General features: G+C 58.3%; 24 protein-coding genes. All 24 read right to left on the reverse strand.

All coding sequences use genetic code 11. The features are described 5' to 3' along the window. Positions 1-14: 14 nt before the first annotated feature. The 24 genes from rpsE to C1713_RS06160 all read right to left on the reverse strand — a co-directional run bounded on the left by rpsE (position 15) and on the right by C1713_RS06160 (position 13,720). Positions 15-521 carry a 30S ribosomal protein S5 gene (gene rpsE / locus C1713_RS06035; protein ID WP_009753886.1) on the reverse strand — a complete coding sequence of 169 codons (507 nt, stop codon included), beginning with the start codon at positions 519-521 and terminating at the stop codon, positions 15-17. 12 nt (positions 522-533) lie between these two features. Beyond that, positions 534-893: a 50S ribosomal protein L18 gene (gene rplR, locus C1713_RS06040; protein WP_009753885.1), complete on the reverse strand. Its 360-nt coding sequence runs from the start codon at positions 891-893 to the stop codon at positions 534-536. 21 nt (positions 894-914) lie between these two features. Next, complete coding sequence (gene rplF / locus C1713_RS06045; protein ID WP_009753884.1) at positions 915-1,466, reverse strand: 50S ribosomal protein L6; 552 nt, start codon at positions 1,464-1,466, stop codon at positions 915-917. Between the two features lie 22 nt (positions 1,467-1,488). Continuing rightward, complete coding sequence (gene rpsH, locus C1713_RS06050) at positions 1,489-1,887, reverse strand: 30S ribosomal protein S8 (protein ID WP_009753883.1); 399 nt, start codon at positions 1,885-1,887, stop codon at positions 1,489-1,491. 26 nt (positions 1,888-1,913) lie between these two features. Next, positions 1,914-2,099: a type Z 30S ribosomal protein S14 gene (locus C1713_RS06055; protein WP_009753882.1), complete on the reverse strand. Its 186-nt coding sequence runs from the start codon at positions 2,097-2,099 to the stop codon at positions 1,914-1,916. Positions 2,100-2,118: 19 nt separating this feature from the next. Beyond that, a complete protein-coding gene (rplE, locus tag C1713_RS06060; RefSeq protein ID WP_006691167.1) occupies positions 2,119-2,658 on the reverse strand; it encodes a 50S ribosomal protein L5 in 540 nt (179 codons plus the stop codon). Between the two features lie 27 nt (positions 2,659-2,685). Further along, positions 2,686-3,012, reverse strand: a complete 327-nt coding sequence (gene rplX, locus C1713_RS06065; RefSeq protein ID WP_009753881.1) for a 50S ribosomal protein L24 — start codon at positions 3,010-3,012, stop codon at positions 2,686-2,688. 15 nt (positions 3,013-3,027) lie between these two features. Continuing rightward, positions 3,028-3,396: a 50S ribosomal protein L14 gene (gene rplN / locus C1713_RS06070; protein ID WP_009753880.1), complete on the reverse strand. Its 369-nt coding sequence runs from the start codon at positions 3,394-3,396 to the stop codon at positions 3,028-3,030. Between the two features lie 15 nt (positions 3,397-3,411). Continuing rightward, complete coding sequence (gene rpsQ / locus C1713_RS06075) at positions 3,412-3,669, reverse strand: 30S ribosomal protein S17 (protein WP_102493335.1); 258 nt, start codon at positions 3,667-3,669, stop codon at positions 3,412-3,414. 171 nt (positions 3,670-3,840) lie between these two features. Then, positions 3,841-4,032, reverse strand: a complete 192-nt coding sequence (gene rpmC, locus C1713_RS06080) for a 50S ribosomal protein L29 (protein ID WP_006307553.1) — start codon at positions 4,030-4,032, stop codon at positions 3,841-3,843. Continuing rightward, positions 4,022-4,459 carry a 50S ribosomal protein L16 gene (gene rplP / locus C1713_RS06085; protein ID WP_009753878.1) on the reverse strand — a complete coding sequence of 146 codons (438 nt, stop codon included), beginning with the start codon at positions 4,457-4,459 and terminating at the stop codon, positions 4,022-4,024. The genes rpmC and rplP overlap by 11 nt, the downstream gene beginning before the upstream one ends. Then, complete coding sequence (rpsC, locus tag C1713_RS06090) at positions 4,459-5,130, reverse strand: 30S ribosomal protein S3 (RefSeq protein ID WP_102493336.1); 672 nt, start codon at positions 5,128-5,130, stop codon at positions 4,459-4,461. The genes rplP and rpsC overlap by 1 nt, the downstream gene beginning before the upstream one ends. Positions 5,131-5,146: 16 nt before the next feature. After that, positions 5,147-5,485 (reverse strand): 50S ribosomal protein L22, encoded by a 339-nt coding sequence (gene rplV, locus C1713_RS06095; protein WP_009753876.1) that lies wholly within the window; start codon positions 5,483-5,485, stop codon positions 5,147-5,149. An 18-nt stretch (positions 5,486-5,503) separates the two neighbouring features. Beyond that, the gene (gene rpsS, locus C1713_RS06100) at positions 5,504-5,785 is read right to left on the reverse strand and encodes a 30S ribosomal protein S19 (RefSeq protein WP_006695832.1); all 282 of its coding nucleotides are present in this window, start codon (positions 5,783-5,785) and stop codon (positions 5,504-5,506) included. A gap of 219 nt (positions 5,786-6,004) precedes the next feature. Then, positions 6,005-6,832 carry a 50S ribosomal protein L2 gene (gene rplB, locus C1713_RS06105; RefSeq protein ID WP_009753875.1) on the reverse strand — a complete coding sequence of 276 codons (828 nt, stop codon included), beginning with the start codon at positions 6,830-6,832 and terminating at the stop codon, positions 6,005-6,007. A gap of 20 nt (positions 6,833-6,852) precedes the next feature. Then, the gene (gene rplW / locus C1713_RS06110) at positions 6,853-7,134 is read right to left on the reverse strand and encodes a 50S ribosomal protein L23 (RefSeq protein ID WP_009753874.1); all 282 of its coding nucleotides are present in this window, start codon (positions 7,132-7,134) and stop codon (positions 6,853-6,855) included. Continuing rightward, positions 7,134-7,757, reverse strand: coding sequence for a 50S ribosomal protein L4 (gene rplD, locus C1713_RS06115; protein ID WP_009753873.1), 624 nt, complete (start codon positions 7,755-7,757; stop codon positions 7,134-7,136). The genes rplW and rplD overlap by 1 nt, the downstream gene beginning before the upstream one ends. An 18-nt stretch (positions 7,758-7,775) precedes the next feature. Then, on the reverse strand, positions 7,776-8,429 hold the full coding sequence (gene rplC / locus C1713_RS06120; protein ID WP_102493337.1) for a 50S ribosomal protein L3: 654 nt from the start codon (positions 8,427-8,429) through the stop codon (positions 7,776-7,778). A gap of 15 nt (positions 8,430-8,444) precedes the next feature. Then, the gene (gene rpsJ, locus C1713_RS06125) at positions 8,445-8,756 is read right to left on the reverse strand and encodes a 30S ribosomal protein S10 (protein WP_006695835.1); all 312 of its coding nucleotides are present in this window, start codon (positions 8,754-8,756) and stop codon (positions 8,445-8,447) included. 261 nt (positions 8,757-9,017) lie between these two features. Beyond that, on the reverse strand, positions 9,018-10,205 hold the full coding sequence (tuf, locus tag C1713_RS06135) for an elongation factor Tu (RefSeq protein ID WP_006691181.1): 1,188 nt from the start codon (positions 10,203-10,205) through the stop codon (positions 9,018-9,020). A gap of 14 nt (positions 10,206-10,219) precedes the next feature. Continuing rightward, positions 10,220-12,298: an elongation factor G gene (gene fusA / locus C1713_RS06140; RefSeq protein WP_009753871.1), complete on the reverse strand. Its 2,079-nt coding sequence runs from the start codon at positions 12,296-12,298 to the stop codon at positions 10,220-10,222. Positions 12,299-12,487: 189 nt separating this feature from the next. Beyond that, positions 12,488-12,958: a 30S ribosomal protein S7 gene (gene rpsG / locus C1713_RS06150; RefSeq protein WP_006691183.1), complete on the reverse strand. Its 471-nt coding sequence runs from the start codon at positions 12,956-12,958 to the stop codon at positions 12,488-12,490. Positions 12,959-12,986: 28 nt separating this feature from the next. Then, a complete protein-coding gene (gene rpsL, locus C1713_RS06155) occupies positions 12,987-13,364 on the reverse strand; it encodes a 30S ribosomal protein S12 (protein ID WP_006691184.1) in 378 nt (125 codons plus the stop codon). Positions 13,365-13,468: 104 nt separating this feature from the next. After that, the gene (locus C1713_RS06160) at positions 13,469-13,720 is read right to left on the reverse strand and encodes a ribosomal L7Ae/L30e/S12e/Gadd45 family protein (protein WP_009753870.1); all 252 of its coding nucleotides are present in this window, start codon (positions 13,718-13,720) and stop codon (positions 13,469-13,471) included. Positions 13,721-13,787 lie beyond the last annotated feature (67 nt).

Here is a 13,787-nt window from a genome sequence, read left to right on the forward strand (position 1 = left end):
TTCGTTCCTCCTTATCAGCCAAAAATCTCATGAACGGACTTGCCGCGAAGTGCTGCGACCTCTGCGGGGCTCTTGAGTCCCATGAGGCCTTCCATCGTGGCACGCACCATGTTGTTCGGGTTCGACGAGCCAAGCGACTTCGTGAGGATGTCGCGCACGCCTGCGAGCTCCAGAACGGCACGCGCCGGGCCGCCGGCGATAACGCCGGTACCTTTTGCGGCAGGCTTCAGGAGGACGCGGCCGGCACCGAAGATGCCCGTGATCTCATGCGGAACCGTACGCTCTTCGCGCAGCGGCACCTCGATGAGGCTCTTCTTGGCATCCTCAATGCCCTTGCGGATCGCCTCGGGTACCTCGGCAGCCTTGCCGAGTCCGACGCCAACCTTGCCCTTCTTGTTGCCAACGACAACAAGTGCGCTGAAGGAGGAGCGTCGGCCGCCCTTGACAACCTTCGATACGCGGTTGATGAATACGACACGCTCCTCGAACTCCGGCGTCTCGTTTTCGTTATGTCTAGCCATGCTTTCCCTCCTTTAGAATTTCAGTCCGGCTTCGCGTGCCGCCTCTGCGAGAGCAGCGACGCGGCCATGGTAGATGTAGCCGCCGCGGTCAAAGACGACCTCGGTGATGCCCTTTTCAAGAGCCTTCTTAGCAACAGCTGCGCCGATGGCCTTTGCGGCCTCGACGTTGCCGCCGTACTGCGAGAAGCCCTTGTCCTTTGAGCTCGCGGAGACGAGCGTCACGCCCTTTTCATCGTCGATGATCTGTGCGTAGATGTTCTTTAGGCTGCGGAATACATTGAGACGCGGACGTGCCGCCGTTCCTGCAATGTGATTGCGCACGCGCAGATGGCGCTTCTGGCGCGCCTGATTCTTATCCTGCTTGATAAGCACAGTGTGTCACTCCTCTCCTTCTTATTTCTTGCCCTTCGCGCCGGCTTTGCCTTCCTTGCGGCGGATATGCTCTCCGGCGTACTTGATGCCCTTGCCCTTATACGGCTCCGGCTCGCGATGCGCGCGGATCTCAGCAGCGACCTGACCGACGGCTTCCTTGCTGATGCCGGAGACCGTAATGACCGTCGCCGAGGGGCACTCGAACGTGATGCCCTCGGGCGGCTCAACGACAACGGGGTGCGAGAAGCCAAGCGAGAGGTTGAGGTTCTTGCCCTGTTTTGCCGCACGATAGCCAACACCGCTAATCTCAAGGGTCTTGGTGAAGCCTTCCGAGACGCCGACCACCATGTTGTGGATCAGCGCACGGGAAAGGCCGTGGAGCGACCTGTGCGTTTTATCGTCCGACGGACGTGCGACCGTAACGACGCCGTCCTCGACGGTTATTTTCATATCCGGATGGATCACCCGCGAAAGCTCGCCCTTCGGGCCCTTGACCTTCACGAGATTCTCCGCACCGACCGTGACGGTAACACCGGACGGAATGTGAATCGGTGCTCTTCCAATTCGTGACATTGTTACACCTCCTGCCTGTGCGTTACCATACGAATGCGAGAACTTCGCCGCCGAGACCTGCCTTGCGGGCATCCTTGTCGCTCATGATCCCCTTAGACGTGGAAATCACGGAGATGCCGAGACCGCCGTAGACGCGCGGGAGCGCATCGTGCTTGGCGTACTGACGAAGTCCGGGCTTGGAGACGCGCTTCAGGCCGGAAATGACATGCTCACGCTTTGCTCCATACTTCAGCGTGACGGTGAGGACGCCCTGCTTGCCGTCCTCCTGGAAGGTGTAATTCTCGATGAAGCCTTCCTTTTTCAAGACCTCGGCGATTGCCGTCTTGACCTTTGAGCCCGGGATCGCGACGCTCTCGTGGTAGACCGAGTTCGCGTTGCGGATGCGGGTCAGCATATCTGCAATAGGATCAGTCATTGCCATGAATCGATATCCTCCTTATATACGTATTACCAACTTGCCTTGGTTACACCAGGGATGGCGCCCTTGTAACTCTGCTCACGGAAGCAGATACGGCACATATCAAACTTGCGGATGTAGCCATGCGGACGTCCGCAGATCTTGCAGCGGTTGTACTTACGCGTCGAGAACTTCGGCTCTTTGCTCCACTTCTCGATCATTGACTTCTTTGCCACAGTTGTTCCTCCTTGCCCGTCATGCGCGGAACGGCATACCCATGAGACGCAGGAGCTCTTTGGCCTCTTCGTCCGTATGCGCGCTCGTGACGATGACAATGTTCATGCCGCGGATCTTGTCGATCTTGTCGTAGTCAATCTCGGGGAAAATGAGCTGCTCGCGCAGACCCACGGCATAGTTGCCGCGCCCGTCGAATGCCTTCTCACTGACGCCGCGGAAATCGCGGACGCGCGGAAGTGCGACGTTCATGAATTTATCGAGGAACTGATACATGCGCGTGCCGCGCAGCGTGACCTTGCAGCCGATCGGCATGCCCTCACGGAGCTTCCATGCAGCGAGCGACTTCTTCGCGCGCGTGAGCTGGGGCTTCTGGCCGGCAATCGCGGTGAGATCCGTCACAGCGGCATCGAGTGCCTTCGGGTTGCCGACGGCTTCGCCGACGCCCATGTTGATGATGATCTTCTCCACCTTCGGGAGCTGCATGACGTTCTTATAGCCGAACTTCTCCGTCAGCGCGGGAGCAACTTCCTTCTGATACTTCTCTTTGAGTCTATCCACTTTGCGTATTCCTCCTTTCCTCGAAAATTACTGCTCGATGGGCTCGCCGCACTTCTTGCAGGCGCGTACCTTGCGCTCGCCGATGATGCGGTGTGCGACGCGCGTCGCCTTGCCGCATGCGGGGCAGACGAGCTGCACCTTGCTCGCAAAGAGCGGTGCTTCCTTCGTGATGATACCGCCCTGCGGTGCGCTCTGGCTCGGCTTCGTGTGGCGCTTTACCTTGTTGACGCCCTCCACGATGACCTTGCCCTTCTTCGGCTGAGCGACGAGGACCTTGCCCTGCTTGCCCTTATCCTTACCGGAAAGAACGACGACCGTATCGCCCTTCTTGACGTTCAGTTTTGCCAGCGACAAAATAACACCTCCTCCTTAAAGAACTTCAGGCGCAAGCGAGACGATCTTCATGAAATCCTTCTCGCGCAGCTCACGTGCGACCGGTCCAAAGATACGCGTTCCGCGCGGCGTGTGGTCGTCCTTGATGATGACGGCCGCATTCTCGTCGAAGCGGATGTAGGAACCGTCGGGACGGCGGATCCCCTTGACGCTGCGGACGACGACCGCCTTGACGACATCGCCCTTCTTCACCGTGCCGCCCGGCGCTGCCGCCTTGACGGAGGCGACGATAACATCGCCGATGTTGGCATACTTACGGTATGAGCCGCCCAGTACGCGAATGCAGAGGATTTCCTTCGCTCCTGTGTTATCGCCGACATTCAGGATTGTTTCCTGCTGTATCATTGATCTGTTTCCTCCTTACTTCGCGCGCTCGAGGATCTCGACCACGCGCCAGCGCTTCGTCTTCGAGAGCGGACGCGTCTCCATGATCGACACGCGATCACCGATGTGTGCATCGTTCTTCTCGTCATGCGCGTGGAACTTCACCGTCTTCTTGACCGGCTTCTTATACATCTTATGCTGCTCGAGCTCCTCGACAGCGACGACAACCGTCTTGTCCATCTTGTCGGACACGACCTTGCCGACTCGTACCTTGCGTACATTTCTATCGCTCATCTCTGTGAGCCTCCTTCCCATGCATATCATACCGACTTCTTCATCTTTTCCGCCCTCTCTGCGGGAGCAGCCTCCACAGAGCACCACTCTGCGTTCGGCTTGTTTTCTTGACAGGACGAAAAATCCATGCGAATTCGGTAGGACTCTTTCACCAGTTTACCTAACTGAGACTTAGGCGTTTGCCTGCTCGCGCTGAATGGTCTTGATGCGGGCAATCGTCTTCTTTACGTCCTTGATACGCATCGGGTTGTCGAGCTGTCCGGTGGCGTGCTGGAAACGGAGGCCAAAGAGCTCTTCCTTGAGCGACGCGAGTTTTTCCGTGAGCTCATCGGCACTCAGGCCGCGAATCTCATCAACCTTCATTCACTTCACCGCCCTCTACTTCTTCACGTACGACGAACTTCGTCTTGATCGGGAGCTTATGCCCAGCGAGGCGCATGGCCTCTGCTGCTACCTCACGCGACACGCCGTCCATCTCAAAGAGGACGCGGCCGGGCTTTACGACAGCAACCCAGTACTCAGGCGAGCCTTTGCCGGAGCCCATGCGGGTCTCTGCCGGCTTCGCCGTAACGGGCTTGTCCGGAAAAATCTTGATCCAGACCTTACCACCGCGCTTGATGTAACGCGTCATCGCGATACGCGCAGCCTCGATCTGGCGGTTCGTGATCCATGCAGGTTCCAGAGCGACGAGACCGTACTGGCCATGGCTGACCGTGTTGCCGCGCTGTGCCTTACCCTTCATGCGTCCGCGGAACTGCTTGCGGTACTTGACACGCTTTGGAAGTAACATTACGCCTCGCTCCTTTCCTTATTGTTTTTCGGTGTCTGCTTCTTGTCGGGGAGAACCTCGCCCTTGAAGATCCAGACCTTGATGCCGATGCGGCCGTAGGTCGTGTGTGCCTCAGCCGTTCCGTAGTCGATGTCTGCACGCAGCGTATGCAGGGGAATGCTGCCCTCGCGATAGGACTCGCGGCGGGCGATCTCCGCGCCGCCGAGACGGCCGCTGACGGCGATCTTGATTCCCTTCGCGCCGAGACGCATCGTGCGTCCGACCGCCTGCTTCATCGCACGGCGGAACGCGATACGGCGCTCAAGCTGTGCTGCGATGTTCTCGGCGACGAGCGTCGCATCGAGGTCCGGCTGCTTGATCTCTGCGATATTGATGTCAACGCGCTTCTCGGTGAGGCCCTTGAGCCCCTCCTTGATCTGCTCGATGCCCGAGCCGCCGCGTCCGATGACCATGCCCGGCTTTGCCGTATGGATCGTGAGCTTCAGGCGGTTCTTGCTGCGCTCCGTCTCCACGCGGGGAACACCTGCGGTCTGGAGGCTCTTCTTGAGGTAATCGCGAATCTTGATGTCCTCATGCAGATTCTGCGCGAAATCCTTGTCTGCATACCAGCGGGCATCCCAGTCCTTGACGATGCCAAGGCGAATGCCATGGGGATTTACTTTCTGACCCAAACTGTTTCCCTCCCTATTACTTTTCGTTTACGGCAACCGTGATATGGGACGTGTGCTTCAAAATCTTGAACGCCTGTCCACGCGAACGCGGATGAATGCGCTTCAAGGTCGGCCCCTGGTCAACGAAAGCTGAGGAAATGAACAGTCGATCCACATCCATGTCGAAGTTGTTCTCCGCGTTTGCGATAGCAGAGCGAAGCACCTTCTCCACGGCGTCCGCGCCGACCTTCGGCGTGAACTTCAGGATCGCCAGAGCGTCAGCAACGCTCTTGCCGCGCACGAGGTTCATCACGATGCGAACCTTACGCGGGGCGATACGGATGTATTTGGCGGTAGCCTTTACTTCCTGTGCCACGAATCGTCCTCCTCTCTATCAGCGCAGCGAGGTCTTGCGCTCTTCGCCCGCGTGACCCTTGAATGTACGTGTCGGCGCAAATTCGCCGAGCTTATGTCCGACCATATCCTCCGTCACGTAGACGGGAACATGCTTGCGTCCGTCATGGACGGCGATCGTATGACCCACGAAATCCGGGAAGATCGTCGAGCTGCGCGACCACGTGCGCACAACCTTCTTCTCATTCTTTTCGTTGAGTGCCTCGATCTTCTTCATCAGGCTCTCTGCGACGAAAGGCCCTTTCTTAATCGATCTTGACAAAGTTTTTCCTCCTTTCGTCGGACGGTAATCAATCCGACGAGGTTCTATCTGCAAGTTGCGATGCTAATACGGCTTTCTTGGGCGGTGCTCAGATTGGAGCAAATTTTTCGTTCTGTCAAGGCAGCAAACCGGACGCATAGGTAAAGCTATGTGGAGGATTTGCTGTCCGCAGACAGGGCGGAAAAGATGCCCAAGATGGGTGCCGCCCTCATGAGCCGATTACTTCCTACGATGCACAATCAGACGATTCGACGCCTTCTTCTTGCGGCGCGTCTTCTTGCCCATCGCAATCTTGCCCCACTTCGTCATCGGGCTCTTGCGTCCAACCGGCGAACGGCCCTCGCCGCCGCCATGCGGATGGTCGTTCGGGTTCATCGCGATACCGCGCGTCTCCGGACGGCGTCCGAGCCAGCGGCTGCGGCCGGCCTTGCCGATGGTGATGTTCTCATGCTCGAGGTTGCCGACCTCACCGATCGTCGCACGGCAGTTGACGTGCACGCGGCGGATCTCGCCGGACGGCATGCGCAGGAGTGCATAGTCGCCTTCCTTTGCCATGAGCTGTGCCGACGTGCCCGCGCTGCGGACGAGCTGTGCGCCCTTGCCGATCTTCAGCTCAACGGCATGGATGATCGTACCGAGCGGGATGTTCTTCAGCGGGAGTGCGTTGCCCGGCTTGATATCCGCCTCGGCACCCGACTCCACGACATCGCCGACCTTGAGGCCGTTCGGCGCGAGGATATAGCGCTTCTCACCGTCCGCATAGTTCAGGAGAGCAATGCGAGCGCTGCGGTTCGGATCGTACTCGATCGTCGCCACACGGGCGGGGATGCCGTCCTTCGTGCGCTTAAAATCGATGATGCGGTAGAGGCGCTTGTGTCCGCCGCCGCGATGGCGTACGGTCAGCTTGCCCTGCTGGTTGCGCCCGCCCGTCTTGGTGAGGCGGACGGTCAGGGACTTCTCCGGCTTGTCCGTCGTGATCTCATCGAAGGAAGAGACCGTCATGAAACGTCTGCCGGCAGAATACGGCTTAAAAGTTTTTACTGCCACGTTCGTACCTTCCTTTCGTCTCAGCCTTCAAAGAACTCGATCGTCTCACCCGGAGCAAGCTTTACGATGGCCTTCTTGTAATCCGGGCGCTTGCCCTCGGTACGTCCCATGCGCTTCTTCTTGCCGGTGACGTTGACCGTGTTGACCTTTGCGACCTTCACCTTGAAGACCTCTGCGACCGCCTTGGCGATCTCGATTTTATTGGCAGCCTTCGCAACGACGAAGACGTATTTGCCCTCAGCCATGAGCTGCGTCGTGCGCTCGGTGATCAGCGGGCGTACGAGAATATCACGTGCTTCCATTATGCGAATACCTCCTCGATACGGGTGATGGCATCCTTCGTAATGAAGAGCTTGTCGTGATGGAGAATGTCAAAGACATTGATTCCACTTGCCGTGATGGCTTTTACACCCGGAATATTGCTCGTCGAACGCTCCACGTTCACCGCTTCGTCCGCCGTGATGAAGAGGCTCTTTGCATCCACACCGAAGTCGCTCAGGAGCTTAACTGCTGCCTTCGTCTTCGGCGCATCGAAATCGAGGTGATCGAGAACGATGAAATCGCCCGTGCGCACCTTATCGGAGAGCGCACACTTCAGAGCGAGACGGCGCTGCTTGCGCGGCATCGTGAAGCCGTACTTACGCGGATGCGGTCCAAAGACCGTGCCGCCGCCGACCCACAGAGGGCTGCGCGTCGAACCTGCACGGGCACGGCCCGTTCCCTTCTGACGCCACGGCTTGCGTCCGCCGCCGCGCACGAGACCGCGCGTCTTCGTGGCATGCGTGCCAAGCCGCTGCGACGCGAGCTGGAGGACAACCGCCTGATGAAGGAGGCCGGCATTCATTTCAACATTGAAGAACGCATCGTTCAGGCTGATCTCGCCAACCTGGTTGTGCGCCATATCATAGACTGCTACATTTGCCATACTGCGATTCCTCCTTCCTTATTCTTTCGCTGCCTTAAGAGGCTTTACGGTATCTTTAATCACAACGAATCCCTTCTTCGGGCCCGGAATCGCGCCCTTGATGAGAATGAGGTTGCGGTCGGCGTCCACACGGACGACCGTCAGACGCTGCACGGTGACGCGCTCGCCTCCCATGCGGCCCGGGAGCTTCTTGCCCTTGAGGACGCGTCCGCCCGGACCGGAGATCATCGCACCCGTCGAGCCCGGCTCACGGTGCGACTTCGAGCCGTGGCCCATGGGGCCGCGCGCAAAGTTGTGACGCTTGATGCCGCCCGCGAAGCCCTTGCCCTTCGATGTGCCGACCACATCGACGAGGTCGCCCTCAGCGAAGATGTCGACGCCGATCGTGTCGCCTACATTGTATTCGGAAGGAGCGGCAAGGCGCATCTCACGAATGAAGCGCACTGCCTTCACGCCCGCCTTCTCAAACTGACCCTTGAGCGGCTTCGTGACGTTCTTCTCTTTAATGTCGCCAAACCCGATCTGCACAGCGTTGTAGCCGTCCGACTCCACCGTCTTGCTGCGGAGCACGAAGTTGTTGCCGGACTCCACGACCGTCACGGGGACGACGCGGCCTTCCTCTGTGAAGATCTGAGTCATACCCAGTTTTCTTCCTAAAATAGCCTTAGCCAAGGCATCCACCTCCTATTAGAGCTTAATCTCGATGTCAACGCCAGCCGGCAGATCGAGACGCATGAGTGAATCGACCGTCTTGTTCGTCGGCTGCAGGATGTCGATGAGACGCTTGTGCGTGCGCATCTCGAACTGCTCACGCGAGTCCTTGTTGACATGCGGGGAACGGAGAATCGTGTAGACATTCTTCTCCGTCGGAAGTGGAATGGGCCCGGAGACCATCGCACCCGTCTTCTTCGCCGTGTCGACGATCTTCGCCGCACTCTGATCGAGTGCCTTGTGGTCATAGGCCTTCAAACGAATTCTGATTTTCTGCTGTTTCGCCAAAGTAGTTTTCCTCCTTCGTCCGGGGTCCCGCCCCAAACATTTCTCCACGGCAGTTCCCTCTGCCCCATCGGGGCATAGCCATCTGCCATGTCATCGCATGGAGTACGTCGTCTGTCGTATGATTCCAAAAGATGAAAAGAAGTTTTTATTCTACTCCCCATCGGAAATTCCGGTCCAATTTCATCGTACCGTCATTTCCCTCGAAAAGGAGCGACGCGAGCGCGTCGCTCCTCTCCCTAGGGAATATCAAGGTTAATTCAATTAACCCTCAATCGCCGTAACACGACCCGCACCGACGGTGTGTCCGCCCTCGCGGATAGCGAAGCGGAGCCCCTGCTCGATCGCGATCGGGGTGATGAGCTCGACTTCCATCTCGACGTTATCGCCGGGCATGACCATCTCTGTTCCCTCAGGGAGACGGACAACACCCGTCACGTCCGTCGTACGGAAGTAGAACTGCGGACGATAGTTCGTGAAGAACGGCGTATGACGGCCGCCCTCTTCCTTCGTCAGGACGTAGACCTGCGCCTTGAACTTCGTGTGCGGGTTGATGGAACCCGGCTTTGCGAGAACCTGGCCGCGCTCGATGTCCTTGCGGTCCACACCGCGGAGCAGTGCGCCGATGTTGTCGCCGGCAACCGCACTGTCGAGCAGCTTGCGGAACATCTCGATGCCCGTAACAACCGTGCTGCGTGCCTGATCCTGAAGGCCGACGATCTCAACCGTATCGTTCAGCTTCAGCTCGCCGCGCTCCACACGACCCGTCGCGACTGTGCCGCGGCCCGTGATCGTGAAGACATCCTCGACCGGCATGAGGAACGGCTTGTCCGTGTCGCGCGTCGGCGTCGGGATGTAGTCGTCAACCGCATCCATGAGCTCCATGATCTTTGCCTTCATTGCCTCATCGCCTTCGAGTGCCTTCAGCGCAGAGCCTGCGATCACAGGGATCTCATCGCCGGGGAAGTCGTAGCTCGAGAGGAGCTCGCGGACTTCCATCTCGACGAGCTCGAGGAGCTCGGGATCGTCAACCTGGTCGACCTTGTTGAGGAAGACAACGATAGCGGGAACGCCGACCTGGCGGGCGAGCAGGATGTGCTCACGCGTCTGGGGCATCGGACCATCTGCTGCGGAGACGACGAGGATCGCGCCGTCCATCTGTGCAGCACCCGTGATCATGTTCTTGACATAGTCCGCATGGCCCGGGCAGTCCACGTGTGCATAGTGACGCTTGTCCGTCTCATACTCAACGTGTGCCGTGTTGATTGTGATGCCGCGCTCACGCTCCTCCGGTGCCTTATCGATGTCCGCATAGTCCTCGAACTTCGCATAGCCCTTCTCGGAGAGAACCTTCGTGATCGCCGCCGTCAGCGTCGTCTTGCCGTGGTCAACGTGACCGATCGTGCCGATGTTGACATGGGGCTTGCTGCGGTTAAACTTTTCCTTTGCCATTTAACAATTCCTCCTTATTCGCCTTTGTTCTTGGCGACAACAGCGTCAGCTATATTCTTAGGAACCTCGTCGTAGAAGGAAACCTCCATCGAGTAGTTCCCTCGACCCTGGGTCTTGGAACGGAGATCCGTCGAGTAGCCGAACATCTCCGAGAGCGGAACGTACGCATTGATGACCTGCACGCCGTTGCGCGGCTCCATGCCGTCGATGCGTCCACGGCGGGAGTTCAGATCGCCGATAACGTCGCCCATATACTCCTCAGGCACCGTGACCTCAACCTTGACGTACGGCTCGAGGAGAACGGGGTTTGCCTTCTCCGCGCCTGCCTTGAACGCCATCGAGCCGGCGACCTTGAACGCCGCCTCGGAGGAGTCAACCTCGTGGAACGAACCGTCGTAGACGATGACCTTGATGTCGACCATCGGATAGCCTGCGACAACGCCGCTCTCCATTGCCTGACGAACACCGGCCTCGATCGGGTTGATGAACTCCTTCGGAATCACGCCGCCGACGACCTTGTTCTCGAAGCTGAAGCCCTCGCCCGCTTCCTGCGGAATGAGCTCGAGCCAGCAGTGACCGTACTGACCATGACCGCCGGACTGACGGACGAACTTGCCTTCCGCCTTGACCTGCTTGCGAATCGTCTCACGGTATGCAACCTGCGGCTCACCGACCTTGCAGTCGACCTTGAACTCGCGGAGCATACGGTCGACGATGATCTGCAGATGCAGCTCGCCCATGCCCGAGATGATGACCTGGCCCGTCTCAGCGTCCGTATGAACGCGGAACGTCGGATCCTCCTCGGCGAGCTTCTGGAGGGCGATGCCCATCTTCTCCTGATCGTTCTTCGTCGCGGGTTCCACCGCAACGGAGATAACGGGATCCGGAAACTCCATCGACTCAAGGATGATCGGATTGTTCTCGTCGCAGAGCGTATCACCCGTCGTCGTGTTCTTCAGGCCGACCGCCGCTGCGATATCGCCGCTGTAGACGATATCGATCTCCTTGCGGTTGTTCGCATGCATCTGGAGAATACGGCCGATGCGCTCCTTGCTGTCCTTCGTCGCATTGTAGACATACGAGCCGGAGTTCAGTGTGCCGGAGTAAACGCGGAAGAACGCGAGCTTTCCGACGAACGGATCCGTCATAATCTTGAACGCGAGTGCCGAGAACGGTGCGCTGTCCGATGCCGGACGGTGATCCTCTTCGCCTGTGTCGGGGTTCACACCCGCGATCGGCGGGATATCCGTCGGTGCGGGCATGTAGTCGACGATCGCATCGAGCAGGGGCTGAACCCCCTTGTTGCGGTACGACGTGCCGCACGTCACCGGCGTCATCTCACAGGCGATGGTCGCCTTGCGGATGGCACCGCGGATCTCGTCCTCGGTCAGCTCCTCGCCGCCGAGGTACTTCTCCATCAGCTCATCATCCGTCTCAGCGCATGCCTCAAGGAGCTTGTCGCGGTACTCTGCTGCCTGCTCCTTGTACTCGGCGGGAATCTCGACCTCATCGGTCACCTTGCCGAGATCGTCCTCGTAGACGATGGCATCCATCTTCACGAGGTCGATGATGCCCTTGAACTCATCCTCTGCGCCAATCGGCAGCTGAATCGCCACCGGGTTCGCATTGAGGCGCTCGCGCATCATCTTCATGACGTTGAAGAAATCCGCGCCCGTAATGTCCATCTTGTTGACATACGCCATGCGCGGGACATTGTAACGCTCCGCCTGGCGCCAGACCGTCTCCGTCTGCGGCTCAACGCCGCCGCGGGCGGTCAGCACGGCGACCGTGCCGTCCAGCACGCGCAGCGAGCGCTCTACCTCGACCGTAAAGTCAACGTGACCCGGCGTATCAATGATATTGATGCGATGGTCTTTCCAGTGGCAGGTCGTCGCCGCCGACGTAATCGTAATGCCGCGTTCCTGTTCCTGAACCATCCAGTCCATGGTGGCAGCGCCCTCATGAACCTCGCCGATCTTGTGCGTTACGCCCGTGTAGAAGAGAATGCGCTCGGTGGTCGTCGTCTTGCCGGCATCGATGTGCGCCATGATGCCGATATTCCGCGTTTTTTCAAGGGAATATTCTCTTGCCACTGTTTCCTATCGCTCCTTACACTGCTGATATTACGTAACCTCTGATAAATCCGGCACCATCATCTTGGCGAATCTTTTCCGCCCTCTCATCGTCGACAAATCCTCCACAGAGCGCACTCTGCGTCCGGTTTGTCTCCTTGATAGGACGAAAAATCTATGCCAATCTGACAAGCTTCGCATCAGCGATTCTTACCAGCGATAATGTGCGAATGCCTTGTTGGCCTCCGCCATCTTGTGCGTATCTTCCTTCTTCTTGATTGCCGCTCCCGTATTGTTCGCAGCGTCCATCAGCTCTGCCGAGAGGCGTGCATCCATCGTCTTCTCGCCGCGCAGACGCGCATAACCGACAAGCCAGCGGATGCCGAGCGTCATGCGGCGGTCCGCACGAACCTCGACCGGAACCTGATAGTTGGCACCGCCGACGCGGCGTGCCTTGACCTCGAGCACGGGCATGACGTTGCGCAGCGCCGTCTCGAACACCTCGAGCGGATCCTGCCCCGTCTTCTCGCGAATCGTCTCGAACGCATCATAGACGACGCGCTGTGCGACGCTCTTCTTGCCCGAGAGCATAACCTTGTTGATAAACTTCGTCACCGTCTTGGAATGATATACCGGATCCGGCAGAACATCCCTCTTCGGCACAGGGCCCTTACGTGGCATAGCCCAACCTCCTTAACGATATACTGCCTTACTTCTTCTTCGCACGCTTCGCGCCGTACTTTGAACGCGCCTGTGCGCGATCCTGCACACCAGCGGTATCGAGCGACCCGCGAATGATGTGGTAACGGACACCCGGCAGATCCTTGACACGACCGCCGCGAATGAGGACGACGCTGTGCTCCTGCAGATTGTGCCCAATGCCTGGGATATATGCGGTCACCTCGATGCTGTTCGTCAGGCGAACACGAGCAACCTTTCTAAGAGCAGAGTTCGGCTTCTTCGGCGTGGACGTGTAGACACGCGTGCAGACGCCGCGCTTCTGCGGGCTGTTCTTCAGTGCTGGTGCTTTCGATTTCTCCTCAAGGCTCTTCCGGCTCTTGCGAATGAGCTGATTGATCGTTGGCATACTGCACCTCCTTCCTTTGTCGTCATTCCAATTCTTTTTGTATGAAAACGCAGATTCTGCGTTTTTACCGTAGGGACGCCGATACACCAGTCAAACTGGATGCATCAGTGCTTCCGTAAAATCGCCACCGCCGCAGCACTCACGTCAAGGCGGGCATGTTCGCCCAGCTCTGCCCGTGTCGCCGTACGGTTTGGCTCGATGCCCGCCGCCGCACACGCCGCAAGCAGCGCAGCAAGCACGCGATCATCCGCGTCCGATGCGATGAACACCGCCTCTGCCGCGCCGCTCTGCACGGCTTTACACACCTGATGGACGCCCGCAATACAGCGTGCTGTGCGCAATTTCTCCAGAGACATAGTTCACCTCCAAAAAGGGACTTTCACATAATATCATTCACAAAAACCCTTGTCAACGCATATTTTA

This window comes from Centipeda felix, from assembly GCF_900186465.1.
Taxonomy (GTDB): domain Bacteria; phylum Bacillota; class Negativicutes; order Selenomonadales; family Selenomonadaceae; genus Centipeda; species Centipeda felix.

Excerpts from the sequence above, each read along its gene's own strand:
- rpsE (WP_009753886.1), bottom strand. The coding sequence starts at position 521 with ATGGCTAGACATAACGAAAACGAGACGCCGGAGTTCGAGGAGCGTGTC.
- rplF (WP_009753884.1), bottom strand. The coding sequence starts at position 1,466 with ATGTCACGAATTGGAAGAGCACCGATTCACATTCCGTCCGGTGTTACC.
- rpsH (WP_009753883.1), bottom strand. The coding sequence starts at position 1,887 with ATGGCAATGACTGATCCTATTGCAGATATGCTGACCCGCATCCGCAAC.
- rplN (WP_009753880.1), bottom strand. The coding sequence starts at position 3,396 with ATGATACAGCAGGAAACAATCCTGAATGTCGGCGATAACACAGGAGCG.
- rpsQ (WP_102493335.1), bottom strand. The coding sequence starts at position 3,669 with ATGAGCGATAGAAATGTACGCAAGGTACGAGTCGGCAAGGTCGTGTCC.
- rpmC (WP_006307553.1), bottom strand. The coding sequence starts at position 4,032 with ATGAAGGTTGATGAGATTCGCGGCCTGAGTGCCGATGAGCTCACGGAA.
- rplP (WP_009753878.1), bottom strand. The coding sequence starts at position 4,459 with ATGTTACTTCCAAAGCGTGTCAAGTACCGCAAGCAGTTCCGCGGACGC.
- rplW (WP_009753874.1), bottom strand. The coding sequence starts at position 7,134 with ATGGAAGCACGTGATATTCTCGTACGCCCGCTGATCACCGAGCGCACG.
- rplD (WP_009753873.1), bottom strand. The coding sequence starts at position 7,757 with ATGGCAAATGTAGCAGTCTATGATATGGCGCACAACCAGGTTGGCGAG.
- tuf (WP_006691181.1), bottom strand. The coding sequence starts at position 10,205 with ATGGCAAAGGAAAAGTTTAACCGCAGCAAGCCCCATGTCAACATCGGC.
- rpsG (WP_006691183.1), bottom strand. The coding sequence starts at position 12,958 with ATGCCACGTAAGGGCCCTGTGCCGAAGAGGGATGTTCTGCCGGATCCG.
- rpsL (WP_006691184.1), bottom strand. The coding sequence starts at position 13,364 with ATGCCAACGATCAATCAGCTCATTCGCAAGAGCCGGAAGAGCCTTGAG.
- C1713_RS06160 (WP_009753870.1), bottom strand. The coding sequence starts at position 13,720 with ATGTCTCTGGAGAAATTGCGCACAGCACGCTGTATTGCGGGCGTCCAT.